Origin of the sequence: Singulisphaera chitinilytica (assembly GCF_049331405.1) — a bacterium.
Classification (GTDB): Bacteria; Planctomycetota; Planctomycetia; order Isosphaerales; family Isosphaeraceae; genus PoT.
Genome location: NZ_CP186274.1, coordinates 518,493 through 542,261 on the forward strand (window position 1 = coordinate 518,493; position 23,769 = coordinate 542,261).

Below are 23,769 nucleotides of genomic sequence, written 5' to 3' on the forward strand. Positions count from 1 at the left end.
ACCGGCGGCAAGTGGTCAGACCAGTCGGATCCTAGCCCGGGTTTCGGGCTCGCGTCAAGAGATGTGGCGGTGGTCGTCATGCCACCTGGGGTATGATCGACGATCCGACGCGTCGCCACGTCTCTTTGCTTGTCTTCGACGGTCCGATGATTGATGTTCGCCTTTGTGGTCGCGGTCTCCAAGAGGATTTCTCGGAGAAAGTCGTGTCGAGCGGCCGGGCCCGGCCCTTCTACTCGCATGACGATCGGCTACTCTTTCGGGGTTGCGACATGGGTGGTACACCTCTCGGGCCGGCGCTGCGGAAGATCGAGCGGCTTTTCGACGCCGGCAGCCTCAGCGGATTCTCGGACACTCAGCTCCTGGAGCGTTTCGCCAAGCGGCGCGACGCCGACGCCTTCGAGACGCTGGTGCGTCGCCACGGGCCGATGGTCGTGGCCGTCTGCCGGGGCGTGCTGAAGGACGCGAACGACGCCCAGGACGCCTTCCAGGCCACGTTCCTGGTCCTGGTCCGCAAGGCCGACACGCTCTGGTCCATCAAGAACTCCCTCGGGAGCTGGCTCTACCGGGTGGCGTACCGGATCGCCGTCCAGGCCAACGTCGACGCGGCGCGCCGCCGCCAGGTCGAGGTCCAGGCGGGTTCGCTCAAGGGGTCGAACGGTGTCGGGTTGGGAGTCAGCTCCGAAGTCCTGCCCGTGCTGCACGAGGAGATTGGACGCCTGCCGGAGAAGCTCCGGGCCCCGATCGTGCTCTGCCACCTCGAGGAACTGACGCACGCCGAGGCGGCCGACCAACTCGGCTGGACGGTCGGTGCCGTCCGGGGACGCGTGGCGCGGGCCAGGAAGCTGCTCGGAACGCGGCTGAGCCGGCGAGGCGTCGCGCTCTCGGGGGGGATCGCGGCCTCGGCACTCTTCGAGAATGTCGGGCTGGCCGCGGTGCCGAAGGAGTGGATCGCCTCGACGGTCGGGATCGCCACCAAGCTCGCGACGGGGCAGTCGGTCGCCGGCCTCGTCTCGGCGACGGCGATCGTCTTCAGCAAGAGGCTATTGCGGAGCATGGTCGTGGCTCGTTTGAAGTGGGCGACCGCCGCGCTGCTGGTCGCCGGGGTCGCCACGGGCGCGGCGGCCACCTTCGCGCCTCCGTCGCCCGAGACTCCTCCTCTGCAACCCGAGCCCGTGGGTCGCGTCGATTTGGCCAGGAATGACGCCGCGGAGGTTGAACCGAAGCCGGAGGGCAAGCCGGTGCCGATCTCGGGCAAGGTTGTCGACGCGGTTGGCCAGCCCAAGGCCGGCGCCAACATCTACGTCCGGCATTACCACTACGAGGCCGCCGGGACGAACGAGCCCGCACCCTCGCCCGTGGCGAAGACCGGGGCCGACGGCTCGTTCCGGTTCGACCTCGACCCGGACCTGAGCGACGCCTCCGCGGGGGACGTGCCCCCCTGGCACAAGGCGATGATCATCGCCGAGGCCGCCGGCATGGGCCCGGCCTGGTTGAGCGCCGGCGAGGCTTCGAAGGGCGAGGCGACGCTGCGTATGGTCCGCGAGGATCGGCCGATCTGGGGTCGGCTCCTGGATGGGCAGGGGCGTCCGGTCGCCGGGGCGACGGTGCGGGCGGGGAGCCTCACCCTGGTCGCGCCGGGGCTCGAGCCGGAGAAACTCCTGGCGACGGGCATGCTCGACTGGGACGGGATCAACATGGTCTCGATCGCCCCGTCTCAATGCGACCAGCCCGCCTGGCTCGGCCGCGACGGCACCTGGACGACGGACGCCGAGGGGCGGTTCCAGATCGCCGGGATCGGCAACGACCGCATCCTGCGGTTGAGGGTGGAAGCCCCCGGCCTGGAGCGGGCCGTCATCGCCGTCCTGAATCGGCCGACTCCGGCGACGGCCCGGCCCTTCAATCGGAGGAGGGTGCTTAACGGCCTCAATCAAGGGTTCGAGTTGCCGCTTTACGGCGACGCCTTCGACCATGTTCTCGAGGCGAGCAAGCCGATTGCCGGCGTCGTCCGTGCCAAGACGACGGGACAACCCGTGGCGGGGGTGACGGTCGCAGGCCAGATCATGGGACAACCCTGGACGACGATCATGGTCACGACCGGCAAGGATGGCCGCTATCGGATCGACGGCCTGCCCAAGTCCCCGAGTTACGCCCTCGACGTGCGGACCGAGCCCGGCGGCCCTTACCTGCACGTCCCCCACGTCGACGTGGCCGATACCGAGGGGACGAAGCCGATCGACGTTTCCTTCGAGGTGACCCAGGGCGTGGCGGTGGTCGGCCGGCTCATGGACTCGAAGACCGGACGCCCCGTGGCCGCCGACTGGGTGCAGTACTATCCCCAGCCGGGCAACCCGGCCCGGGAGAATCTCTATGGCCTGTACTCCCCCAAGGATCAGACCGTGCGGATCACGGTGCCGACCGGCAAGGGGGCGATCATCCTCAAGGCGTCGGGGAAGCATCCCTACCCGACCGCGAAGCTCTCTGCGGCCGATAAGGCGAAGCTCGCCCCGAGCGGGGCCGACCAGTTCCTGAATGATCCCTTGCGTTTTACCAATGCCTATCGCCTGGTCGATTTCGCCGAGGGGACGAAGTCGGCGACGGTCGACATCCGGGTCACGCCGGGTAACTCGCTCCAGGTAAACGTCGTCGGCCCCGATGGTCGGGCCGTCGAAGGAGCCTCGGTCCACGGGCTCAACAGCGACGTCTTCTCCGCGACCAAACTCCAGGGTTCCTCATTCGAGGTCGTCGGCCTGGAACCGGAGGGATCTCGCCTGGTCGAGATCCGGGCCGAGGGGGCCAGGCTCGCGGGCTCGGCGAAGATCAACGGATCGAAACTACCTGGCCAGCCCTTGACCCTCAAGCTGGATCGGTTCGCCGCGATCTCGGGCAGGCTCCTCGACGAGGATGACCTGCCGCTCAAGGGGGTCGAGGTCGAGGCGATCGTTGCCGATCGCGCGGGGGTCAGGCCTTCCGACACCGAGTTCTGGCCGCGAGCGGCCGTGACCGATGACCAGGGCAAGTTCTGGATCGAAGGGATCAACCCGAGCCTGGCCGTGACGCTCTACTTCCAGGATCCCCACCACGCCGCGCCCAAGTTCGAGGTGAAGCCGAAGCGGGATCTCGGCAAGTTGGCCACGAAGCCGGGCGAGGCCCTCGACCTCGGCGAGGTGCATGTCCGCTTCGTGCAATCCGGGTTCGGAGTGGGCCAGTGAAGTCGAAACAAAGGGGGCAGGTCTCTTCGGCGGGCTGCCCCCTTTGAGTTTCGAAACGAAAGAAGCCGACCGCCACTCCCAAACAGGGAGTTCGTATCGGCATCTGGTAGGTTTGCTTGTCCGGGAGATATGTGGAAATGATTCTCGGCAGATCCCGTCCGGCCGCACGACCGAGGCCGGGCGGGAGCCGCCGAGGAAAATCAGTTCCACGTCCTCCGGCCCATCCGCTCGGCGATCGCCGGGAAACGGCGGGCGAGGTCGGAGTCTGACAGGGCATGCGGGCGACGGGGCATCTCGTGGTAGTCCCTGCTGGGCAGGAGCGCCTCCACGAGGACGCCGAACGGCCCGAGGAGCAATCCCAGGATGCTCCCCTCGATCTTGCCCCGGCCGTTCTGGACCGCGACCCAGGCCCCGAGGACCGCGTACACGACGGCGGACACGACGACGAGCGTGCCGAGTATTTGCATGGTACTCATCGGCCACCCCCTGACTGCAGATGTTATAAGTCTAGGCGCCTCGCGGCGAGAACCGGAAGTGGACAAAAGGTGCATTCCCCTGGATTGGCACCGGTTTCCAGGGGAATGGACCCTGTCCGCCGTACCCGGCGGCACGCGTGACCTTGCCCGAAGCAACCTTCGTCATCAACAAACGACCCGATCATCAAAAGAGAAACTGGTATCATGTTACCAGAAGTGCCACGCTTGTCATCTCCTCGCGCGAATAAATCGCGGGATTATCGATGAGCCTATGCCCGCATGATCCGAATGGTTCACCTCGCCTTCGCGTCCGTCCCGGTCGGCCTCGAGCATCCTCGGGGCGAAGCCATTCCTGATCTGGGATGAATGCTTGTCTGAATAGGCTTTCTCAGGCCGGGAAGCCAGACCTGGCGGACGGGAAGACATTTTTCGACGGCTTGATGTCTTGCATGTTTCGAAGATCGGCTCGTTGAAAAGATGGTCCAGGATACCCGGATGTCGCATGCGGACATCTGCCTTTCCCCGAGACCAGGACGAGCCCGCGGGCTTCCTGCTATCCCGCGCCTCCAGTGCCGCTCGATTCGCGTCGAGGAGTGCCGTCGGTTCCTTGTATCGGCCGGATCGTGCCCGAGATGAAACGTTCGAGGAAAACCCGCTTTGGAACCCGCGTCGGGGAACCCTGCCGCCTGGGCGTTTTGCGGGCTATCGATGGCGTTTCTAGAAAAATGGGGCTGTCAATCCTGGCACAATTGTGGAATGACGGGTATGTCGATTCGCTTCGATGGGAGTCGACGGGCCTGGTGTCCCGGCGCATTGTTCGGCGAGGTGGATGGCTGCGTGAAGTTTGCGGGATGGAGGTAGATTCGGGAAATGGGAGGCGGGCAAAGGCTTCCCGATCGCCGAGAAATGAGCGATCATGGATAGATCCTTCGATCATCCCGCATCGCGTCGTGAACGATGTCGGGCCGATGCTCATGGCGGTCGCTCATGCGGCATCGAGATCGGTGCCATCCATCGACCTGGCGTTCCGGAATCGACCTCTGCCGCAGGAATCCACGAGCCATGTCCCGCGTTGACCGGGTTTCCGAGATCGCCAAGCAACTCGAGCGATCCATCCTGTCGGGCGAACTCGTCCCGGGCGACCTCCTGCCGTCCGAGCGGGAGATCAGCGCCCGCCAGGGGGTGAGCCGGAGCGTGGTGCGCGAGGCCCTCGGCCGCCTGGCGAGCCTCGGCCTGGTGCGCAGCGTCCACGGCTCGGGCACGAGGGTCGAGCTCCCGTCGGGGCGGCAGGTGACGGACGGATACCGTCGGCTCCTGGGCAGGCCCGACTGTCGCCTGGAAGACCTCGCGGCCGTGCGGCTCCCGCTGGAGACGACGATCGCGTCGCTCGCGGCGACGATGCGGACCGAGGCTCATCTGGAACGCCTGCAGGAGACCCAGGAGATCCTGGGAGATCCCACGCGACCGCTCGACGAGCACGTGAAGGCCGACCTCGAATTCCACGCGATCCTGGCCGAGGCCACCGGCAACAGCCTCTTCAAGCTCGTGCTGACGCCGATGCAGGAACTCCTGATCGAGAGCCGCCGCCACACGCTCGGCTGCTATGGCGCGGACCTCGCCCATGGGCATCACGCCCTGATCCTCGACGCCGTCCGCGCCGGGGACGACCAGGGGGCCTCCGCGGCGATGCGCCATCACCTCGAGGCGAACTTCCAGCACCTCCACGAAGCCGAAGCCGTCGGGGAGGCGGGGCCCATCGCCGCGCTGGACGGCTCCCACCTCGAAGGCCTGGGCCTCGTCTGAGTCCGAGGCCCAGACCCGGCATCAAATCGCGAGCCCTCGCCTTCAGGAGGGGAGCGAGAGCGGCCCGAGCTGCTTGAGGTCCTGGATGACCGCGACGCCGTTGCGGTTGTCGACGGTCCTCGCGGTGCTCAGGATCGTCAGGTTGAAGCGCCTGGCGATCTGGGCGTGGCTGAACGGCTGGCCGATGATCACCGAGTTGTTGGCGCTGGCGAACTTGACCAGGTTCAGGTTCCCGGCGTCGTTGATGATCATGCCCTGGGCCTGCTGCCCCCGGATCGACTGCACGTCTCCCTGGACGTCGATGAGCGCCGAGCCGGCGATCGAGGGGCGGAACGACTCGCTCAAGTCGGTCAGGAGGTTGGCGTCGTTGAGGGTGATGGTCCCCTGGTTCGAGAAGCTCTGCGGGCTCAGCAGCGCCACCGTGTTCTGGCCGCCGGAGACGCCCGTCACCACCGCGAGGTTCTGGTCGATGCTGCCGACCGCCGAGGGGACGTTGGCGGGGTCGATGTTCTGGTAGGCCCCCTGGGTCAGGACGGCCGACATCCCCGAGGATCGGACGATGCCCCCGGTGGTGCTCAACTGGGCCACGCCGAACTGGGTGGCGTCGGGCTGGAACGTGTTGAAGTGTGCCGCCCCCGTGGCGAAGATCGTCTGCGAGGCCGGGATGCCCGTGAGGCCCCCCGAGTACGAGAACTGGCCCGCGGCGTTGAACGGCTGCCCGACCACGACGGCCTGGCCGGTCTCCAGGCTCCCCGTGATGTTCAGGGCCAGGGCGAGGCCGCCGTTACCCGCCGAGGAGTCGGCCACGACCGTCAGGGTATCCGTCGAGCCGATCTCGTCGATCGAGGTCAGGCCGAGGCTCGCGAGGTTGGCCGTCGAGAACTGCCCGACGCTCGCGCCGCTGACGGCGTTGAAGGCGAGGATGTTCGTGCCCTGGCTGACCAGGACCACCTGCTGGCCGTTGTCCCGGCCGAGGGCTACCCCGGTGGCGGGCGTGCCGACGCCCGGCAGGGAGATCGTCTGGAGCTGCGCCCCGGTCGTCGCGTCGAACCGGATCAGGGTGTTCGCGGTGGCGTCGAGGCCGAAGATCTGCGGGTCGCCGATCGAGGCCGGGATCTGGCTGATCGGCGCGCCGTTGACCCTGTTGACGACCATGACGAAGCCCGGCGGGGCCGGCGGAGGCGCGGGGGTGGTCGCGACGTTATCGCCGGTGCCCACGGTCTCCTGCGGCTCGACGATGTTCGGCCCGGCGACGAACTGGCCTGAGACGCTCGTGAGGGTCTGGGAGCCGAACGAACCGCTACCGTAGGTCAGGCTGACCCCTTCGGTGGTGATCGTCTGCGTCCCGTCAGTCGTGAGCGTCGAGGGCAGGGTCCGCACGTGGACCTGGCTGTTGCTCGACATCGAGTTCAGGTAGAGGTTCTGGACGCCCGAGGTCAGGTTAATCTGGCCGCCATTGATGAGGTCGAATTTCTTGAGGTTCACGACGTCGATCGGATTGCCGCCGACGCCGCTGAGGTCGCCCGTCGCCAGGTTCTGATTCTGGATGCTATTCAGGGGGGCGCGGCCGTTCCCTCGCGAGACCTTGGAGACGATCGCGCTGCCGGCGTTGGTGCCGCCGTAGACGAGGTCGAGGGCCCCGTTGGGCTCGACGCTCGTGCCGGCGAGGCTGCCGACGCCCAGCAAGGTGATCGAGACCCGGGTTCCCTGGGGGGTGCTGTAGTTGAACTGGCGGCCGTCGGGCGAGAGGCCGGTGGCCAGCGTCTGCTTCGCCACGCCGGCACCGCTCAACAACTGTCGCCCCTCGAGCCCTTCCAGGGCCGGGCGAACACCGCGATGGAGCCGCGTCCTTGTCTGCCTCATCACCTAAACTCCCCCACCTTGGGAATTCCGGACGGCTTTTGCCGTGGAAATAGCGGTCTCGCCCTTGAACCGACGTCCTGCTCGCGGAAGATCCGATACCCCTGGCGATCCGACTCTGCTGGGAGGTATCGGCAAGATCGGCGCAAAAGCTTTTCCCGGAACGGAAAGACACCCCCTCGCACCCGGGATCGGAGCCCCCCTTGGGATCGTCGTCGGGCCTCTCCCGCCTCATGCGCAATCCTGGAGCGACGTGAACTAGGAAATCTTCGCAAGATGGGAGGGCGAGGTCGTGCGGTCGAGGCGGATTGATGTGCGGGTTGGAAGGAAAATGAGGGCCGGCCGGGCCGCCGGGAATTCGCCCTTTTCTGGCGCTCGATGTCCCTAGCATGGTGGCTGCATGGCCGTTACACTCGGCAAATCCCGCGATCTAGGCACCGATTCCTTCAAGGATCGAGACCCGATCACAGTATTCGATTGACTCAAAGGAGATTGACTGGTGCGCCGTTTCGTCACACTTGCTCTGTCTACCGCGTTCCTGCTGGGTTTGACCGCAACGGATTGGGCGTCGGCTCAAGACGCGGCGAAGACGGAAGCTCCCAAGGCGGAAGCCCCGAAGACCGAGGCTCCGAAGACCGAAGCCCCGAAGGCCGAGGCCCCCAAGGCTGAAGCCACGCCTCCGCCGATCCCGCCCGAAGTCGAAGCCAAGCTCGAAGCGGCCCGCCGCGCCGTGGCCGAGGCGATCGTCGCCGCCCAGGACGCCGGCCTGGTCCAGACCTCGATCGACCCGCCCCCGATCCTCGACATCCTGATCACGGGTCGCGCGACCGACGAAGCCGCCCTCAAGGCCCGCACCGGCGTCAGCCCCGAAGTCTTCGGCGCCTGGTTCACCGGCCAGGGCAAGCTCACGGGCGTCGTCATCGAGAACGAAGTCCGCATCATCCCGCCGTCGGCCGGTCTCCGGACCTGGTATGACCTGCGCAAGAGCATCCTGGACAAGCACATCAAGGCTGTCCGCGACGCCAAGGCCGCCGCCGAGAAGCCCAAGGAAGAGCCCAAGAAGGAAGAGATGAAGAAGGAAGAGGCTCCCAAGCCGGCCGAAGCCCCCAAGGCCGAGGAGCCCAAGAAGGAAGAAGCCCCGAAGCCCGAAGCTCCGAAGGCTGAAGAACCCAAGAAGGAAGAGGCCCCGAAGCCGGCGGAAGCCCCCAAGGCCGAGGAGCCCAAGAAGGAAGAAGCTCCCAAGCCCGCTGACGCCCCGAAGGCCGAGGAAGCCAAGCCCGCCGAGGCCCCCAAGGCTGAAGAAGCCAAGCCGGCCGACGCCCCCAAGGCCGACGCCCCGAAGTGAGCCGGGCTCTCCCGGATTGAATCGAGTTCATATCGGAATCGGCCGATCCTGCGGCTGCCTCGCCGCGGGTCGTCGACCCGGACGGACCAACAACGAGCCGCCCCCCGCCTCCCGGGCCGAATCGGCCTGGGAGTGTCGCAGGGGGCGGATTTCGTCTCCGGTTCGCCTCGGGGTCACTTTGTTTTTCAAAGTGGAAGGTTGCCCGGGCCCGCCCGAGGCAATACATTGGGTGTCCCATTCCTTCGGGGGCGGATCTTCCGGGGGCCGTTGCCCCCGTCGGAGCGGTCCTTCGCAGACCCAACCGGCCCATTCCCCATCAACTAGCGCCGAGCGAGGCCGCTCCCCGTGACGCCGACCGTCTTGACCAAGGCGACGACGACTCTCCTCGCCCTGGCCTGCGAGGCCGTGAATCGTCTCGGGGCCGTCGGGATGCTGATCCTTCCCGAGGAGCCGATGGATTGGCACGCGATCGCCGCCCTGGCCGATGACGTGCGGATCCTCGTCGCCACGTCGTCGACGCGTTATCTCGACGCGGTCCGGGCCGCCGGCCTGATCCCGCTCGAGGTCGAGCCGACCGACGCGGCCATCACCGAACGCATCACGCTCGCCCTGATCGAGGCCGTGGCCAACGACCACCTCGAGTCGGGGGCCCGCGTCGTCGTCGCCTACTCCGGCTTCGAGGCCGAGGCGCTCGACTCCCTCACGGTCGTCCGGCTCGGCGAGCATCTCGAACGCCTCAGCTCGCGTGACCTCCGGGCCCTCGAGACCTCGGTCCCGTTCGAGACCCTCAAGGCGGTCGTCGACGTCGCCGTGGAGATCGGCCGGGAAGGGCGCGAGGGGAAGACCGTCGGCACCCTGATCGTCGTCGGCGACGTGCGCAACGTCCTGTCGAGGTCGAGGACACTGGGGTTCGACCCCTTCAAGGGGTATCGCCGCAAGGAGCGGAACCTCCGCGACCACCGCGTCCGCGAGGCGATCAAGGAGATCGCCCAGATGGACGGGGCCTTCGTCGTCGCCCGAGACGGCACGGTCGAGGCGGCCTGCCGGATCATCGACGCCCCCAACACCGGCCTGACCCTCCCCAAAGGCCTGGGCACCCGCCACTGGGCCGCCGCGGCGATCACGAACGTCACGAACGCCCTGGCGGTGGTCGTCAGCCAGTCGACCGGCACCGTCCGGCTCTTCCAGAAGGGGGAGGTCATTCTCAGGATCGCCCCCATGCGGCACGCCCGCGCGATGAAGTGGAAGGACGACGAGACCGAGCCGACCCCCGGCCGCCCCGAGCGGTCCTGACCGGGCAGGGGAAGGGAAGGGCACTGGCCTCGGCTCCCGGACATGTCGTAAGCTCGTTTCTCCTGCCTCGCCCGCGGCGTGGCGAGGGCTATTGGCATCGTCGGGCGACTCGACCGGCGACCGCCCGAATACCCAGGCTCCGAGGATCTGATCGGGACTCATGCTGTACTCGACCATGCTCAAGGGGGCCTTCCGCAGGGTCTACGGCGAGCCGCCGGACCTCTCGTTCAACGGGAAGGGCGAAGGCCTGGTGCTGGTCGCCGACGGCGTCGGCGGCCTCGACCTCTGCGGGACGGGCCTGCGCTACGTCATGGGGGCCTTGCGGCTGCCGATGGACGTGCGCGTGGTCAACTGGGGCCACGGCTTCGGCCGCTGGCACGCCGACTTGACGAACGTCAAGAATCGGGACCGCCGGGCAAAGGAGATCGTCGAGGCGGTGATCGCCTACCGGGCCGAGCATCCGGGGCGTCCCGTCTTCCTCGTCGGCAAGTCGGGGGGGACGGGCCTGGTCGTCAAGGCGCTCGAGCACCTGCCCGAGGATGCCGTCGAGGCCGTCGTCCTGCTGGCTCCCGCCCTCTCGCCGAGGTACGACCTCTCGAGGGCCTTGCTGGCCGTCAGGCGGGACGTCACGGTCTTCTGGTCGCCGCTGGACGTGGTGGTGCTCGGCCTGGGGACGAGCCTCTTCGGCACGATCGACCGGCGGCGATCGGTGAGCGCGGGGATGGTCGGGTTCCGGATCCCGAAGGGCCTGGATGAGGCGGGCAGGGCCCGTTACGCCAAGCTCCGGCAGGTCCGCTGGAGGCCCCGGATGGCCTCGACCGGGTACCTCGGGGGGCACGTCGGGCCGGACAGCCCGGCCTTTCTCAAGAAGTACGTCGTGCCGCTGTTGCGGGTGGCGGACGCCCCCCATTGTTGAATTAGGGAGAGGGTCAAGATGGCCCCTCCCCGCGCCGATAACCTTATGGCCCGGGGACGGTAAGACCTTCCAAACGACACGGAGCCTGGAACTTCCCCCTCCTCATCTTCTTCCAGGCAAGTTGGTCGGACCCCGATTGGGACAGAGGATCGCTCGAAATTGCGAAAGACTATGTTCCCGAGTCGAATCGAGAGCGTTGGGGCCGCAGCCTTGCGAGGGCTCCGGCCCGGACGCTCTCCCGACCCGGGGGAGCATCCTCAAGAACTGGCACCGTGAGTTTCAACGCGCGGCGGCCTCCGCCTTTCTCACAAAGAGAAACTCGCTAACTTCGCCCTTCCACCCGGAAAGGGGAGGTCGCCACGCGCCTGAAATCCCGGCCTCGCCGGGCACCCAACCTCATCTCTGGCTCTTCGGGTCGAGATGTCTTGAAATGAACAAAGGGCGTCCTGTGGATGTCCGAGGGCCGGATCTTCGAGGCCTCGGATTCATCCCCGGCGACGGATGACAAGGCCTCGGGGGTGCGACCTCGGGACCTCATCTTCGCGTCGAATCGTCGAGCCTCGCAGCCGCCATGTCGAGCCCCGCGGCTCGGCCGTGGTCGTGGCCTCGCGCTGCCCTCGGAGGGCCCCGGATCGCGTCACGTCGAAGCGGATCGGCATCCTTCGAGAGTTTGGGGGCCCGTGCCGCTTGACCTCGGGCCTCGGAAACTGATAGGACAAGGGGCAGCCTCTCGCCCTAGGAGGCGGGGGGAATGAGCCGGGGGAACGTCCCCGTACGAACGAACGTGGCCACGACATTTCTCTTGGATGGAGTAATCAGGCACCGATGAGCACCCACCCCGCCCCGATCGCCGCGGTCCGCGGCCGCGAGATCCTCGACAGCCGAGGTAACCCGACCGTTGAAGTGGACGTCGTCCTGGCCGACGGCAAGATCGGCCGAGCCGCGGTCCCCTCGGGCGCCAGCACCGGGGCCCACGAGGCCGTCGAACTCCGCGACGGCGACAAGAAGCGTTATCTCGGCAAGGGGGTGACCAAGGCCGTCGCCAACGTCAACGAGGTGCTCTCCAAGGCCGTCATCGGCCTGGATCCGAGCGACCAGGTCGGGCTCGACCGCGCCCTGCTCGCCGCCGACGGGACCGAGAACAAGGGCAAGCTCGGCGCCAACGCGATCCTCGGCGTCTCGCTCGCCGCCGCCAAGGCCGCCGCCCTGGCCCACGGCCTGCCGCTCTACCGCTACCTCGGCGGCGCCAACGCCCGCGTCCTGCCCGTGCCGATGATGAACATCCTCAACGGCGGCGCGCACGCGGACAACAACGTCGACGTCCAGGAATTCATGGTCATGCCCTCGGGCGCCCCGAGCTTCCGCGAGGCGCTCCGCTGCGGCACCGAGATCTTCCACAGCCTGAAGGCCGTGCTGAAGGGCAAAGGCCTGAATACGGCGGTCGGCGACGAGGGCGGCTTCGCCCCCAACCTGAAGAGCAACGAAGAGGCCATCGAGGTCATCCTCCAGGCCATCGAGAAGGCCGGCTACAGCGCGGGCAAGGACGTCTTCCTCGCCCTCGACGTCGCCTCGACCGAGTTCTTCAAGGACGGGGTCTACACCCTCGAGAACGACAAGCAGCCCAAGAAGACCCCCGAGCAGATGGTCGAATTCCTCGCCTCGTGGGCCCGCCAGTTCCCGATCCGCTCGATCGAGGACGGTTGCGCCGAGGACGACTGGCAGGGTTGGAAGCTCCTCACCGAGGCCATCGGCAAGGACGTCCAGCTCGTCGGCGACGACCTCTTCGTCACCAACACGAAGCGGCTCCAGAAGGGGATCGACGACGGCATCGCCAACAGCATCCTCGTCAAGGTGAACCAGATCGGCTCCCTGACCGAGACCTTCGAGGCCATCGAGCTGGCCCAGCGGAATCGCTACTCCGCGGTGATCAGCCACCGCTCGGGCGAGACCGAGGACTCGACGATCGCTGACATCGCCGTCGCCACCAACGCCGGCCAGATCAAGACCGGCAGCGCCTCGCGCTCCGACCGCATCGCCAAGTACAACCAGCTCCTCCGCATCGAGGAAGAGCTCGGCGCCAGCGCCCGCTTCGGCAAGTGAGCGCATTGCGGCTCACCTGGGCCGACGGCCGGTAGAACAGAAAGGGGGCCGGATCGCTTGATCCGGCCCCCTTTTTCGCTTTGGTGCCGCAGGGATTCTTGTCGATCGTCCGGCCGGGCCGCTTACTTCTTCTCGAAGCGCTTGATCAGGGTCACTTCGTTACCCAGATCGTTGTAGCGGAATTCGTCGACCAGGCCCTTGGCGAGCATGATCCCGAAGCCTCCTTCGCGGATGCCGAGATCGTTGCGGATGTCGAGGTGCCCGATCGGATCTTCTTCCGAGGCGGCGTGCGGGATCTCGAGCGGGTTGAAGCCGGGCCCCTGGTCCTTGATGATCAGGGTGATCGAGTCGGGGTCGATCCGATAGGTGATCTGCAGGACGAGCTCGGCGTTCTTGCGGTGGCCCCACTCGATGGCGTTGCCCCCCATCTCCATGACGGCCTGCCTCAGATCCTTGATCTGGCGTTCCGTCAGGGGGGTGTGGGCGTAGAAGTCGGCCAGCATGTCGTTGGCCTGCTGGAGGTAGCTCGCCTCGCTGCGGACGTCGAACCGGATCTCGCCGGCGGTCCCGCGCGTCTCGTGCTCGTGCCGCCAGGCCATGGCCTTCTCCATCGCCACGAAAAGCTGCTCGGGCGAGAAGGGCTTGGCGAGGTAGTCATTCGCCCCGACGCGGACGCCGGCGGCCCGGTGCTTCGCGTCGTGGAGCGCGGTGACCATGATGATCGGGATCAGGTTCGTCTCGCGGTCCCGCTTGAGGCGGTCGCAGACCTCGAAACCATCGATATCGGGAAGCATCAGGTCGAGCAGGATCAGGCTCGGCGAGTGCTCGCGGACGGCGGCGGCGACCTGGGCACCCGTGAAGATCTGGATCGGCTCGAAGTCTCGGGCCCGGGCCAGGTGGGCCAGGATATCGTTGGTGTCGCGCTCATCGTCGACGATCAGCACGGTACGCGGCATGGGCAAACACTCAACGGGATGACGGCGATCTAGTTCGCGCCCGACGGAGCCTCTGACGGTATTCTCTCGCGCGAGGGGGCTACTGGCAAGGCGTTGGACTTCGCCCGATCGCACCACCCTTGCGAGATTGGGAGCAGTCACGGGATAATCGGGTGCAGTCCTTGGCCCCTTTCGGAAAGCTCGGCCCTTCATCGATGGGGTTCTCCACTCGACCTTTCCGATCCGTTTCGTTCGCCTGAGAACCGTCTCATGCAAATTACGAAAATTATCGACGCCTTCGGCTATGTCATCTATGGCGCCCTGGCCTTGCTGGCGGTCTGGGGCTTCTATAATGCGATCCTGCTCTATCGCAGTCTCTCGAAAAAAGCCCTGAACCAGCCGGCAATTTTCCTGCAACAGGTACGAGATTTCACACAGGCGAGCAAAATTGATGCCGCTATCGCGATGTGTCAGGGGCCTCCCTACTGGCATTCGGCCCTGGCCCAGCTCGTCGCCGTGGCTCTCAAGAATCGGGACAAGGGGATTTCCAAGATCAAGCAGATCCTGGTGATGGAATTCCACACCGAGGTGATCGCCGGGATGGAGAACCGCCTGGCCTCGCTGGCGACCATCGTCCGGATGGGTCCCCTCCTGGGCCTTCTCGGTACGGTCGCCAGTATGATCGGGGCCTTCGGGCGCATCGGCGGCGCGGAGAAGGTGAACTCTCAGGCCCTCGCCCAGGACATCAGCCTGGCCCTCTGGGCGACGGGTGCGGGCCTCCTCATCGCCACGCCGATGATGATCCTGGCGAATGACATCCACGCCAGGCTGCGGAAGCTCCGCGACCAGACCGAACGCCAGCTCCAGGACTTCCTCGAGATCCTCGAGGAGGTCGAGAGCCCGTCGCAGCGGCCCGGGCACGGCCAGCGATCGTCCCGGGCCGTCTTGCCGCGCTGAGCGTGGAAACCCGAGATCGTTCGGTCTCGAGACCTTGCCTGCGCGAGTTCGGGAATAAAGATGCCACTCGTGGAAATTCTCTGACCGGGGTCCAGCATGCTCCTCCGCCGCCAGGTCTCCGAAGAGCGCGACGAGCACATCGACATGACGCCGATGGTGGACGTCGTCTTCCAGTTGATGACGTTTATGCTCTTTTCCATGCAGTTGACCGGCGGGGAGAAGGTGGACATCCCGCCGGCCCGGCATGGCGTGGGTGTCGATGAGTCGTCAGCGACCTTCCTGACTCTTCTGAAGCCAGCAGGGCCGGGCGCCGAGCCCCGGGTCCTGATCGGCAACGACGGCAAGGGGGCGCCGGCCAGCCTCGATCAGGTGCGCAAGGCGGTCGCCGACGGCGTGAGGGAAGGCCGCCGCAAGGTCGTGCTCCAGGCCGACGGGGCCGTGCCGCACGGCGAGGTCCTGAAACTGGCCGCGACCGTCACCGAGATGGAAGGGGTCACGCTCCACATCGGCGTCCAGGAACCCGAGCGCTGAGCCCTGGGTTTCGAACCCGCCGCGACGGACCTGCGAAGGAAAAAACTTGGCCACGTCGCCGGGACTGGGGCCGTTGGCGGCGGGGCGGGGTCGATCGTCGGGCCAGGGCGATCGATCAAAAATGATGCGCCAGGCGAGAAGGCCGCCGGCATTTTGAGCAACGAGGGCTCGGCATCGCGGGCCCTATCGAACCGAGAGCGACGACGGAGGCGAGACGACCTTGGCGACCTGGGACGTGTTCCATTCTGAGCGGCTGGAGGTCGTGCGGGGTCTGAGCTCCGACGCCGTGCGTCAGGGTTTGCGCGACGGCGAACTCCGTGATGACGATCTGATCCGACCCGCCGGCACCACCGTCCCCTGGACCCGGATCGCCGACTTCCCCGACTTGGTCGAGCCCGACACCGAGCAGGGACCCTGGCCCGCCACCGTCGAGCGAGTGCCCACTTCGTCGCTGGCACAGACCGAGGAATTCGAGCAGGATCCGTTCCCGCCCACGCCTCCGGTGGTGCCGACGCCTCCCGTGACGCCGCCGACCCCCGAGCCCACGCCGCCGCCCGTCCCACCGCCGGCTCCCGCGGTGCCGAAGCCTCCTCGCACTCCACCGAACCTCGAGAAGGCGACGCCCCCCGCCGCGCCGGTCCCGCCCGAGGAGTCCGGGGACCTTGAGCCCGAGCAAGACGATATCGAGAGCCACGGGATCATCGACGACTCGATGGAGGAGTTCGCCTCCGACTTCCACCTGAGTTCCGAGGAGTTCGGGCGCGAGGACCTCGAGGACGAACTGCAATTCGCCGACGTCGATGATGATGACGAGGTCATCGCCGACATGAAGCCCGACGAGGACAGCAGCCTCCTCGCCATGGTCGTCACAGCCCCGATCCCGGATGCGAGGCATCCGGAATACGTGCCGGAGCTCGGCCAGGAGTTCGACCCGCATGACGACGACGAGGAGGCCGCCGAGTTCACGCTCGCCCGTGGCGGCCCGGAGCGCGTCGAGGAGCTCGACCTGGCGGCGATGGTCGACGTCGCCTTCCAACTCGTGCTCTTCTTCCTCGTGACGGCGACGACCGTCATGTACAAGAGCCTCGAGGTCCCCAAGCCGAACCCCGACAGCCCCGCGGCGGCCGCCGCCCAGGGGCGTTCGCGGACGATGGATGACCTCAAGGACGACTATATCCTCGTGGAGATCGACCCCGTCGGCACGATCAAGATCGACCGCGAGCCGGTCGACAGCAACATGAACGCCGTGGTCGAGCGCCTCCGCACCGCCAGGGCCACCACCAAGCGATCGGCGATGCTCCTCTCTGCCGACTTCGCCACGCCGCACCGCAACGCGGTCATGGCCTACGACGCCGCGAACGAGATCGGCCTCGGCATCGCGATCGCCCGCCCGTCCTCCCCGGACTCGGGCCCCAGGCCCGCCGCAACACCGGCGGCCGCCAAGAAGGCGGCCGCCCCTTGATCCTCCATGTTGTCATGACGAAGGATCGATTGGCCTCTGCGCGTTGATTCAAACCGATCTGAAGCGCATGCCCTGGCCGAGCCCGGCCGAGGGGCGCGATGAGCGTCATGATCGAAACGAGCCCGGCCGCGATGAAGGGATCGCGGCCGGGCTCGTTTCCCGGATCATTCCATCGGCCCACCGAGCAGGGTTTCGGTCGGGCCAGGCGCTTGGGCTGATCTCAGCGGCCTCGTCCGCCGCCGGCGGGCAGGCCGAGCTGCTGGCGGCGTTGCTGCATGGCCGTGCGGAAGGCCGCCCGCATCCCGCGCGACTCGGGGGACGTCTGGTCGAGCTGCTGCCGCCGGGCCTGGGCCCGCTGCTCGGGGGACATGTTCTGGCGGCCGCCGCCCTGGCCGTTGTTGCCGCCGCCCTGGCCGCCACCCGGGCCACCTCGGCCGCCGTTATTGCCGTTGTTCGCGGTCTTGGTGGCGCCCTTCGATGTGTTCGCCTTCTTCGCGGCGGCCTGACGGTTCTTGCGCCATTCGAGTTCACGCTTGATCAAGTTGTCGAGATAAGCGTTCTTCTCCTTCTCGGAGAGCTTGAAGAATTCCTTGAGCCGGTTCTGCTCGCCCCGCTCGAAGACCTCGCGGCGCTCGTCGCGGGTGAGCTTGCTCATGGCGTTGCGCATCTTCTCCGACGCGCCCTTGCGTTGCTCCGGCGGCAGGTTGCGCATCTCGTTGGCGAGCTTCTCGAACTCCGCGACGCGAGAGGCGGCCGCGTAGCTCCGATAGGCGAAGATCAGGCCTACCATCACCAGCAGCGTGGTTCCTGCCTTGAGAATGCGGCGCTTCGTCTTGGTCGTCATGAGGATATCCTCTCCGCGAGTGATCGGGCTTCGCCCGGGGATCGATAGCAATCACGGGGAGCCGGTGTCGCCTTCTTATCGAGTCGCCGGGTATTTCCGCTGGGACGCGTCGGGTCGGTGAGCGGGTGAGATCAATAGGGTTCGGCGTGGCCGTCGAGGTACAGGCCGTTGCGCGACTTGGGGCCGATCGGCCCGTGGAAGGGGTCGAAGTCGTAGAGGACGAGCACCTTGTCGCTGGGCTTGGTCCTGGTCAACTGGAGCCGGGTCTTGCCCAGGAGTGACGACGAGTACTCGTAGCTGATCCTCTGATCCTTGAAGTATTTGTTGTCCACCGGGCAGTGGAATACGCCATCGTTTTGCTCGATGAACTGGCCGATGGCCGTGGTCAAGGCCGGCAGCTGGGGCGAGAGCGTCGGCATCTGGGCGGCATAAGGCAGGTAGTCTCGGTTCAGGTCCATGTACATATTGAGCGCCAGGCCGATCTGCTTGAGCTGCGACATGCACTGGGTGCGGCTCGCCGTGTTGCGGGCGTTCTGCACGGCCGGCAGCAGCAGGCCGATCAGCAGGCCGATGATCGAGATCACGACTAACAGCTCAATCAGTGTGAATCCAAAACGTCGTTGACGGATCTTTACATCGGTGCGCATGCGTTGACCCTCCCTAGGATCGGCCATGCGCGGTCATGGCGCGATCGGGGCGTTATTTTCGAGGACGAAGAACGAGGCTGTCCTGGTCGGCACAAAATCGGGACGAAAGCCAGGCCTCGCCCCGACTTAAACTCTTCGGTGCCAACCCACGGCTAGGTCCGGAGCGACCTCCGGACCGCCTCATGGGCGGGGATGTCCCGGAACCGTGTGAGCGGCTCTGGGCCCTGGGATGTTGCCAGTCGGACGACGCCGTCCTTCTGACACCTGATTACAGCGACAACTCCGCGAAGGATGTCCCAAGTTTATTCGTGCCTCGTACGGGTGCGCCTCAAGATGAGGCGTACGACCACTTTCCCAGGGTCGCTGCGCGCCTGGCGCCGGTCACGCTCGGCAGGGATGTGGGGTGGCCGAGGAGGGCTTCGTGGGCCAGGACGGCGAACCCCATGGCCTCGCGCGCCGAGATGGGGACCCCCAACTCATCGGAGAGGCGCACCCGGATAGGAAATGCATTCGACTTGATGCGATCGAGGAGTGCTGGATTGCGCACGCCCCCGCCCGCGACGACGAGCTCGTCCACGCCTCCCGCCGGGGTGAACTGGCGCAGGGCCAGCGTGATCGTGCGCGCGGTGAACTCGGTCAAGGTCGCCATCAGGTCCGCATCGGCATGGCCGTGGAGTGCGATAGCCCGGTCGAGGAACGCATCGCCGTACATTTCGAAGCCGGTCGACTTGGGGGGCTTCCTCGACAGGAAGGGGTCGTCTCGCAGGAGCGACTCGAGCAGGGGCTCCCGGATCGTCCCGCTCCTCGCGATCCGGCCGTCGAGGTCGCAGGCGAGCGCCCCGCCGGAGATCCGGATCGCGAGGCGGTCGAGCAGGGCGTTCGCCGGCCCGGTGTCGAACCCGTAGACATGCTCGGGATCCGAATCCAGGATGGTGACGTTGGCGATGCCGCCGAGGTTCAGGATCACCCGCCTCGTCGTCTCCCCGTCGCGAGGGGCGAACAGGATCGTGTCGGTGAAGGCGGTGAGGGGCGCCCCCTCGCCGCCGGCGGCGACGTCTCGCGTGCGGAAGTCGGAGACGACCGTAATCCCCGTCCGCTCGGCGATCTCGTCGCCGTCGCCGACCTGGAGCGTCGCCCGGGGAGCGCCCGGGATCGAGCTGTGGTGGTAGAGCGTCTGGCCGTGCGAGCCGATCAGGTCCACGTCGTTCGGCGAGAGCCCGGCTGCGGCGATGGCGGCCAGGCAGGCCTCGGCGAATAATTCGCCGACCCGGACGTTCAGCTCGGCGACTTCGCGCGTCTTCAAATCCCCGGCGCGGAGGACCTGGAGCTTCACGTGTGGGTCATAAGGATGATCGTGCTCGTGAATGAGTTCGACCGCCGCGCCGGTGCGCCCGGGGCCGGGGACGCCGCCCCCCCTGATCCGGCAGATCGCCACGGCGATCGAGTCGGCGCTCGTCCCCGAGATCAGGCCGAGTATGACCCGCTCGGGCCTGGCGCCGGCGTCCATGAGCTTCCGCAGGATCGGGTTCATCAACGAAGGTCCTCGTCGGGCTCGGTTTTCGATCGTCGTGACGCCCTCTTGGGGGAGGAGGGGACGGCAGGCGCCCGGGGCATTCGCGAAGGCCGCGCGGGCGCGTACCGGGTCGGATCAACCTCCGCCATGCTATCAACCGTGGCGAGCGACGGCGACACCCCCGGGCGAATGCCATCTCCACGCTTCAAGGACAAGGGGCCGCCGACTTGTCTGGCCCGGCGATCCCGTATCTAATGATCGGATACACGACAATTGTCACTTCCCTGGCAGGATGCGTCTCATGTCGTTCGGGCCCATCATCCGCCGCGAGCTGATCTCGTCGTCGAGGCGCTGGGGGACGTACGCGGCGCGGTCGGCTTCGGCGCTCACGGTGCTGGCGATCCTGGCGGTGAACGCGGCCGCCTGGGGATGGAGCGGCGCCGACAGGGACTCCCTGGCGGGCCGGGCCAGGTTCTGCCTGATCGCCTTCGCGGCGGTCATCCTGGTCCAGGTCTGGGCGACCATGATCCTGATCCTCGGCGAGGTCGCCCCGCTGATCGCCGCCGAGCGCGAGCGGAAGACGATCGACGCCCTCGTCGCCACGAGGTTATCGAGCCTGGAGATCGTGCTGGGGACCCTTTGTGCCGGGCTCTTGAAGCACGTCTCGGGATTCCTCGTGGCCTTCCCTCTGATCGTGGCGATGATCCCGCTCGGGGGTATCGACCCGAGATTGGTGGGCTGGGCTTATCTCGGCATGCTCGCGACGATGTTCGCGATGGCGGCACTGGCGATGGCGGCGTCGATCGGCGCCTCGAATCGCCGCTCGGCCATCCACATCTCGGGGGTCCTGGCCTTCGGCTGGATTATGCTCCCGTTCCTGGCCGCGTTCATCCTGCCCAAGGCCTGGCCGATCCTGGGGCGTTGGGTCGTCGATCCTGCGCTTGTCTTGCTCGACTCGGGCCCGCTCGGCGTCTTCGCCAACATCATCGGTCTCCTGCGCCGTCGCGACCTGGTCGATCAGATCATCCGGATGATCGCCGGGGAGTTCATCGGCGGAGTCTTGCTGATCGCCTGGGCGGTGGCCAGGCTCCGCCCCGCCTGTCGCGCGGTGTATGACGGCGAGATCCTGAGTTACTGGCGGCGGCTCGGGCGGCAACGGCGACGGCGACGCTGGCCCCCCTGCGGCGATGACCCCATCTTCTGGCGGGAGCGGTACATGACCCGGGGCGCGGGGGCGGCCGAGCGGATCCTCGGGCAGGCCTGCAACGTCCTGGCGGTGGGGAGCTTCATCTTCCTGACCTACTGGTTCGCCGAGCCGGCCTTCCGGGAGCTTCGCCTCGACGGCTACGGCCCGAGCTCCTTGAGGTCGCCGGATTACGCCATCAGCCCGATCGGGTCGGCCCTCGTCCGCGGGAGGTCGGGCCCCGCGCCCGGGACGGCTCGGCTCGAGTTCAACGCCCTGATCCGCCAGGTCACGGGGCTGATCGGAATGTGCTACGCCCTCGCCCTGGCCGGGTTCGCGGCCGAGGGGATCGCCGTCGAGCGGATCAAGGACACCTGGCTCGGCCTGATCGCCACGCCGCTCGGCGGCAGGGCGATCCTCAGGGCGAAGTTCGCCTCGGCCATCTGGCGGATCCGATGGCTGGCGGCCCTCTTGCTGGCGTTCTGGGCGACCGGCCTCGCCACCGGGGCGATTCATCCGGTCGGCTTCGTGCTCGCCTCGTTCGAGCTGATCGCGGCAAGCTGGTTCCTGGCGGCCTTCGGGACGTACTGCTCGCTCCGGGGGCGAGACCTCAATCAGGCGAGTACCTGGGCCTTGATCCCCGTCATCATCCTGGTCTTCAGCGCCCTCATGCTGCGAGTCCCCGCGCTCTCGATGACCTCCGTGCTCTGGGGAGGCCTCTCCGTGCCCTTCCGGATGATGCTCTGCCTGGCCTCCTATGATGATGTGAGGAACATGGCGACTTCGGGGAAGTTCCCCGAGCTCGGCTCCCTGGGCGTGGAGACGGTCGACGGGGCGGGTCGGGTCGTTCTGGCCTACGTGGTGGGGCTCTTCGCGCAGGTGGGGGGCGGGGTTGCGTTCATGAGGGCGGGGATCCGTCAGTTCGACGCGGCGGTCGGCCGCCCGGTCCGCCCGAAACGGGCGGGCGAAGCGCGGGCGGCCGGGACCGTTCGGGCCCTGGCGACGGCGGCCTTGCCGCTGAAGCCCTGATCAACTCGCGGGCGCGGGGGTGTCGACCGTGCCGTTGGTGAGCAGGTTCGTACCTTCCTCGCTGACGTGGGCCATGGCCTGGTTGAGCGCGTGCTCGGCGGGGGTCGCTTCTCCGTCCTGGAGCGTCGCTGCCGCGGCCTCGGCGGCCCTCGTGTCCTTGCGGAGGTTGGCCTCGGCCTGCGCGGAGGTCACGACGTTGCTCGGGCGCACCGCCGACTCTAGGCGAGAGCTAGGCGCGGCTCGCGCGATGTCGATGGGGACACGACCCAGGATCGAGACCGACATGTTCGCCGGCGGCGGCGTGATCTTCGCCTGCTGCAAGGCGACCTTGGCCCGGAGCTTGGTGTCGCTCTGGAGCCTCATCCCGTCCACGCCCTGGACCGGGATCCAGTAATAAGCCTTGATCCTCACGCCATTCACCTCGAGCCCGTCGACCAGCACCTTGGGCGGCGGGTCGGAGAGGATCCCCTCCTGGTCGTGCAGGGCGGACGAGATCGCCTCGATCGCCTTGGCCGTCGAGACCTCATAGGGGATCAGGATGTCGAAGTTGCTCCGGGAGCTGGACGAGGCCGACGAGTTGACCAGGATCTCCTTGTAGATGATGGCGTTCGGGATCCGGATGTGGTTCCCCTCGAGCGTGACCAGCACGGTCGCCCTCGTGTTGAGCGAGAGGACCACGCCCGCCTGCCCGGCTACCTGGATGTAGTCGCCGATCCGGAACGGCCTGCGCACGCCCAGCAGGATCGAGGCGATGAAGTTCTCGGCGATGTCGCGGAAGGCGAAGCCGACCGCCAAGCCGACGACGCCCGCCAGCCCCAGGATCGAGAGCACGGCATGCGTCAGGTTCAGGATCGTGAGCCCGATCATGAACCCGCCGATGATCAGCAGGGAACTCAATATCGAGCCCAAAACCGCCCGCAGCAAGACGTTAGACACGAATGGGGCGAGCAGCACCTCGGAGTTGGCCCCGAAAAGGCGCGCCAGCCCGAACGAGGCGAAGATGATCCCGATGGCGAGCACCACCAGGAGCCATTTCTGGGAAACGGTCGCGCCGAAATCCCGCAGCACCTTGGCGGCCAGTTGGGTCCCGGACATCACCTGCGCATCGGTCTTCATACGGTTGAGCACGAGCCTGACCCCTTCGACCTTGCGGGCGAAGGCGGTGATCTCGTCGCAGGTGTCGTCGTCCTCGGCCTGTCCTTCCAGGGTGACGACGCCGCTCCGGACCCGGATGTCGACGTGGCGTACGCCCGGGTACTGGGGCAGGAGCTGCACCAGGGTCCCGCGCAAGGCCTCGTCGTCCACCGTCTTCTCGACGGTGATCGGCCCCGCGGGCGCGGCGACCCCCGCGTGCGGCTCGCCCGAGGCGTCGGCGTCCGCCGCCTTCTTCGGGGCCGGTTCGGCTGGTTTCGGCATGGCCGGCAGGCCAGGGATCTGGATCTGTGCCTGGCCCGGTTGAGCATGTGATACAGCGAGGATCAGTACAATAAGCCCGACAATTGCACCGGGGGGATTTTGCCTGATTGATCTTAAATTGCCCATCGGTCCTCCATCGTGTCGATTCGCTAAATCAAAAGCAGTCTCGTCCCAAAGTCGCGCGAGGGCTCTCCGTGCCCTCTACGCCTCGCCCTACGCGAATTGCAAATCGCAGACCATCTCGCCCTTG

General features: G+C 66.9%; 17 protein-coding genes. 10 read left to right on the forward strand and 7 right to left on the reverse strand.

What is annotated here, in order from left to right; all coding sequences use genetic code 11:
* Nucleotides 1-269: 269 nt before the first annotated feature.
* A complete protein-coding gene (locus ACOYYX_RS01835) occupies nt 270-3,209 on the forward strand; it encodes a sigma-70 family RNA polymerase sigma factor (RefSeq protein ID WP_422928231.1) in 2,940 nt (979 codons plus the stop codon).
* Between the two features lie 200 nt (nt 3,210-3,409).
* On the opposite strand, the gene ACOYYX_RS01840 is transcribed toward ACOYYX_RS01835, so the two are convergent.
* The gene (locus ACOYYX_RS01840; RefSeq protein WP_422928232.1) at nt 3,410-3,685 is read right to left on the reverse strand and encodes a hypothetical protein; all 276 of its coding nucleotides are present in this window, start codon (nt 3,683-3,685) and stop codon (nt 3,410-3,412) included.
* 1,062 nt (nt 3,686-4,747) lie between these two features.
* Here ACOYYX_RS01840 and ACOYYX_RS01845 point away from each other — a divergent pair.
* A complete protein-coding gene (locus ACOYYX_RS01845; protein WP_422928233.1) occupies nt 4,748-5,488 on the forward strand; it encodes a FadR/GntR family transcriptional regulator in 741 nt (246 codons plus the stop codon).
* 42 nt (nt 5,489-5,530) lie between these two features.
* Here ACOYYX_RS01845 and ACOYYX_RS01850 read toward each other — a convergent pair whose 3' ends face one another.
* The gene (locus tag ACOYYX_RS01850) at nt 5,531-7,351 is read right to left on the reverse strand and encodes a hypothetical protein (protein WP_422928234.1); all 1,821 of its coding nucleotides are present in this window, start codon (nt 7,349-7,351) and stop codon (nt 5,531-5,533) included.
* Nucleotides 7,352-7,847: 496 nt separating this feature from the next.
* Here ACOYYX_RS01850 and ACOYYX_RS01855 point away from each other — a divergent pair, with 496 nt between their 5' ends.
* The 4 genes from ACOYYX_RS01855 to eno all read left to right on the forward strand — a co-directional run bounded on the left by ACOYYX_RS01855 (nt 7,848) and on the right by eno (nt 13,002).
* The gene (locus ACOYYX_RS01855) at nt 7,848-8,693 is read left to right on the forward strand and encodes a hypothetical protein (protein ID WP_422928235.1); all 846 of its coding nucleotides are present in this window, start codon (nt 7,848-7,850) and stop codon (nt 8,691-8,693) included.
* A gap of 345 nt (nt 8,694-9,038) precedes the next feature.
* Nucleotides 9,039-9,986: a DNA integrity scanning protein DisA nucleotide-binding domain protein gene (locus ACOYYX_RS01860; protein WP_422928236.1), complete on the forward strand. Its 948-nt coding sequence runs from the start codon at nt 9,039-9,041 to the stop codon at nt 9,984-9,986.
* Nucleotides 9,987-10,146: 160 nt separating this feature from the next.
* Nucleotides 10,147-10,902, forward strand: coding sequence for a serine aminopeptidase domain-containing protein (locus ACOYYX_RS01865; protein ID WP_422928237.1), 756 nt, complete (start codon nt 10,147-10,149; stop codon nt 10,900-10,902).
* An 825-nt stretch (nt 10,903-11,727) separates the two neighbouring features.
* On the forward strand, nt 11,728-13,002 hold the full coding sequence (gene eno / locus ACOYYX_RS01870) for a phosphopyruvate hydratase (protein WP_422928238.1): 1,275 nt from the start codon (nt 11,728-11,730) through the stop codon (nt 13,000-13,002).
* A 122-nt stretch (nt 13,003-13,124) separates the two neighbouring features.
* Here eno and ACOYYX_RS01875 read toward each other — a convergent pair whose 3' ends face one another.
* Nucleotides 13,125-13,958 carry a response regulator gene (locus ACOYYX_RS01875; RefSeq protein ID WP_422928239.1) on the reverse strand — a complete coding sequence of 278 codons (834 nt, stop codon included), beginning with the start codon at nt 13,956-13,958 and terminating at the stop codon, nt 13,125-13,127.
* A gap of 249 nt (nt 13,959-14,207) precedes the next feature.
* On the opposite strand from ACOYYX_RS01875, the gene ACOYYX_RS01880 reads away from it, so the two are divergent.
* The 3 genes from ACOYYX_RS01880 to ACOYYX_RS01890 all read left to right on the forward strand — a co-directional run bounded on the left by ACOYYX_RS01880 (nt 14,208) and on the right by ACOYYX_RS01890 (nt 16,887).
* Nucleotides 14,208-14,894: a MotA/TolQ/ExbB proton channel family protein gene (locus ACOYYX_RS01880; RefSeq protein WP_422928240.1), complete on the forward strand. Its 687-nt coding sequence runs from the start codon at nt 14,208-14,210 to the stop codon at nt 14,892-14,894.
* Between the two features lie 96 nt (nt 14,895-14,990).
* A complete protein-coding gene (locus tag ACOYYX_RS01885) occupies nt 14,991-15,425 on the forward strand; it encodes an ExbD/TolR family protein (RefSeq protein ID WP_422928241.1) in 435 nt (144 codons plus the stop codon).
* Nucleotides 15,426-15,645: 220 nt separating this feature from the next.
* Nucleotides 15,646-16,887, forward strand: coding sequence for an ExbD/TolR family protein (locus ACOYYX_RS01890; protein WP_422928242.1), 1,242 nt, complete (start codon nt 15,646-15,648; stop codon nt 16,885-16,887).
* A 220-nt stretch (nt 16,888-17,107) separates the two neighbouring features.
* Here ACOYYX_RS01890 and ACOYYX_RS01895 read toward each other — a convergent pair whose 3' ends face one another.
* The 3 genes from ACOYYX_RS01895 to ACOYYX_RS01905 all read right to left on the reverse strand — a co-directional run bounded on the left by ACOYYX_RS01895 (nt 17,108) and on the right by ACOYYX_RS01905 (nt 19,909).
* On the reverse strand, nt 17,108-17,731 hold the full coding sequence (locus ACOYYX_RS01895; protein ID WP_422928243.1) for a hypothetical protein: 624 nt from the start codon (nt 17,729-17,731) through the stop codon (nt 17,108-17,110).
* Nucleotides 17,732-17,862: 131 nt separating this feature from the next.
* Nucleotides 17,863-18,378: a type II secretion system protein gene (locus tag ACOYYX_RS01900; protein WP_422928244.1), complete on the reverse strand. Its 516-nt coding sequence runs from the start codon at nt 18,376-18,378 to the stop codon at nt 17,863-17,865.
* A 328-nt stretch (nt 18,379-18,706) separates the two neighbouring features.
* Nucleotides 18,707-19,909 (reverse strand): anhydro-N-acetylmuramic acid kinase, encoded by a 1,203-nt coding sequence (locus ACOYYX_RS01905; RefSeq protein WP_422928245.1) that lies wholly within the window; start codon nt 19,907-19,909, stop codon nt 18,707-18,709.
* Nucleotides 19,910-20,192: 283 nt separating this feature from the next.
* Here ACOYYX_RS01905 and ACOYYX_RS01910 point away from each other — a divergent pair, with 283 nt between their 5' ends.
* Nucleotides 20,193-22,103 carry an ABC transporter permease gene (locus tag ACOYYX_RS01910; RefSeq protein WP_422928246.1) on the forward strand — a complete coding sequence of 637 codons (1,911 nt, stop codon included), beginning with the start codon at nt 20,193-20,195 and terminating at the stop codon, nt 22,101-22,103.
* Here ACOYYX_RS01910 and ACOYYX_RS01915 read toward each other — a convergent pair whose 3' ends face one another.
* Nucleotides 22,104-23,519, reverse strand: a complete 1,416-nt coding sequence (locus tag ACOYYX_RS01915) for a mechanosensitive ion channel family protein (RefSeq protein WP_422928247.1) — start codon at nt 23,517-23,519, stop codon at nt 22,104-22,106.
* Between the last annotated feature and the right edge of the window lie 250 nt (nt 23,520-23,769).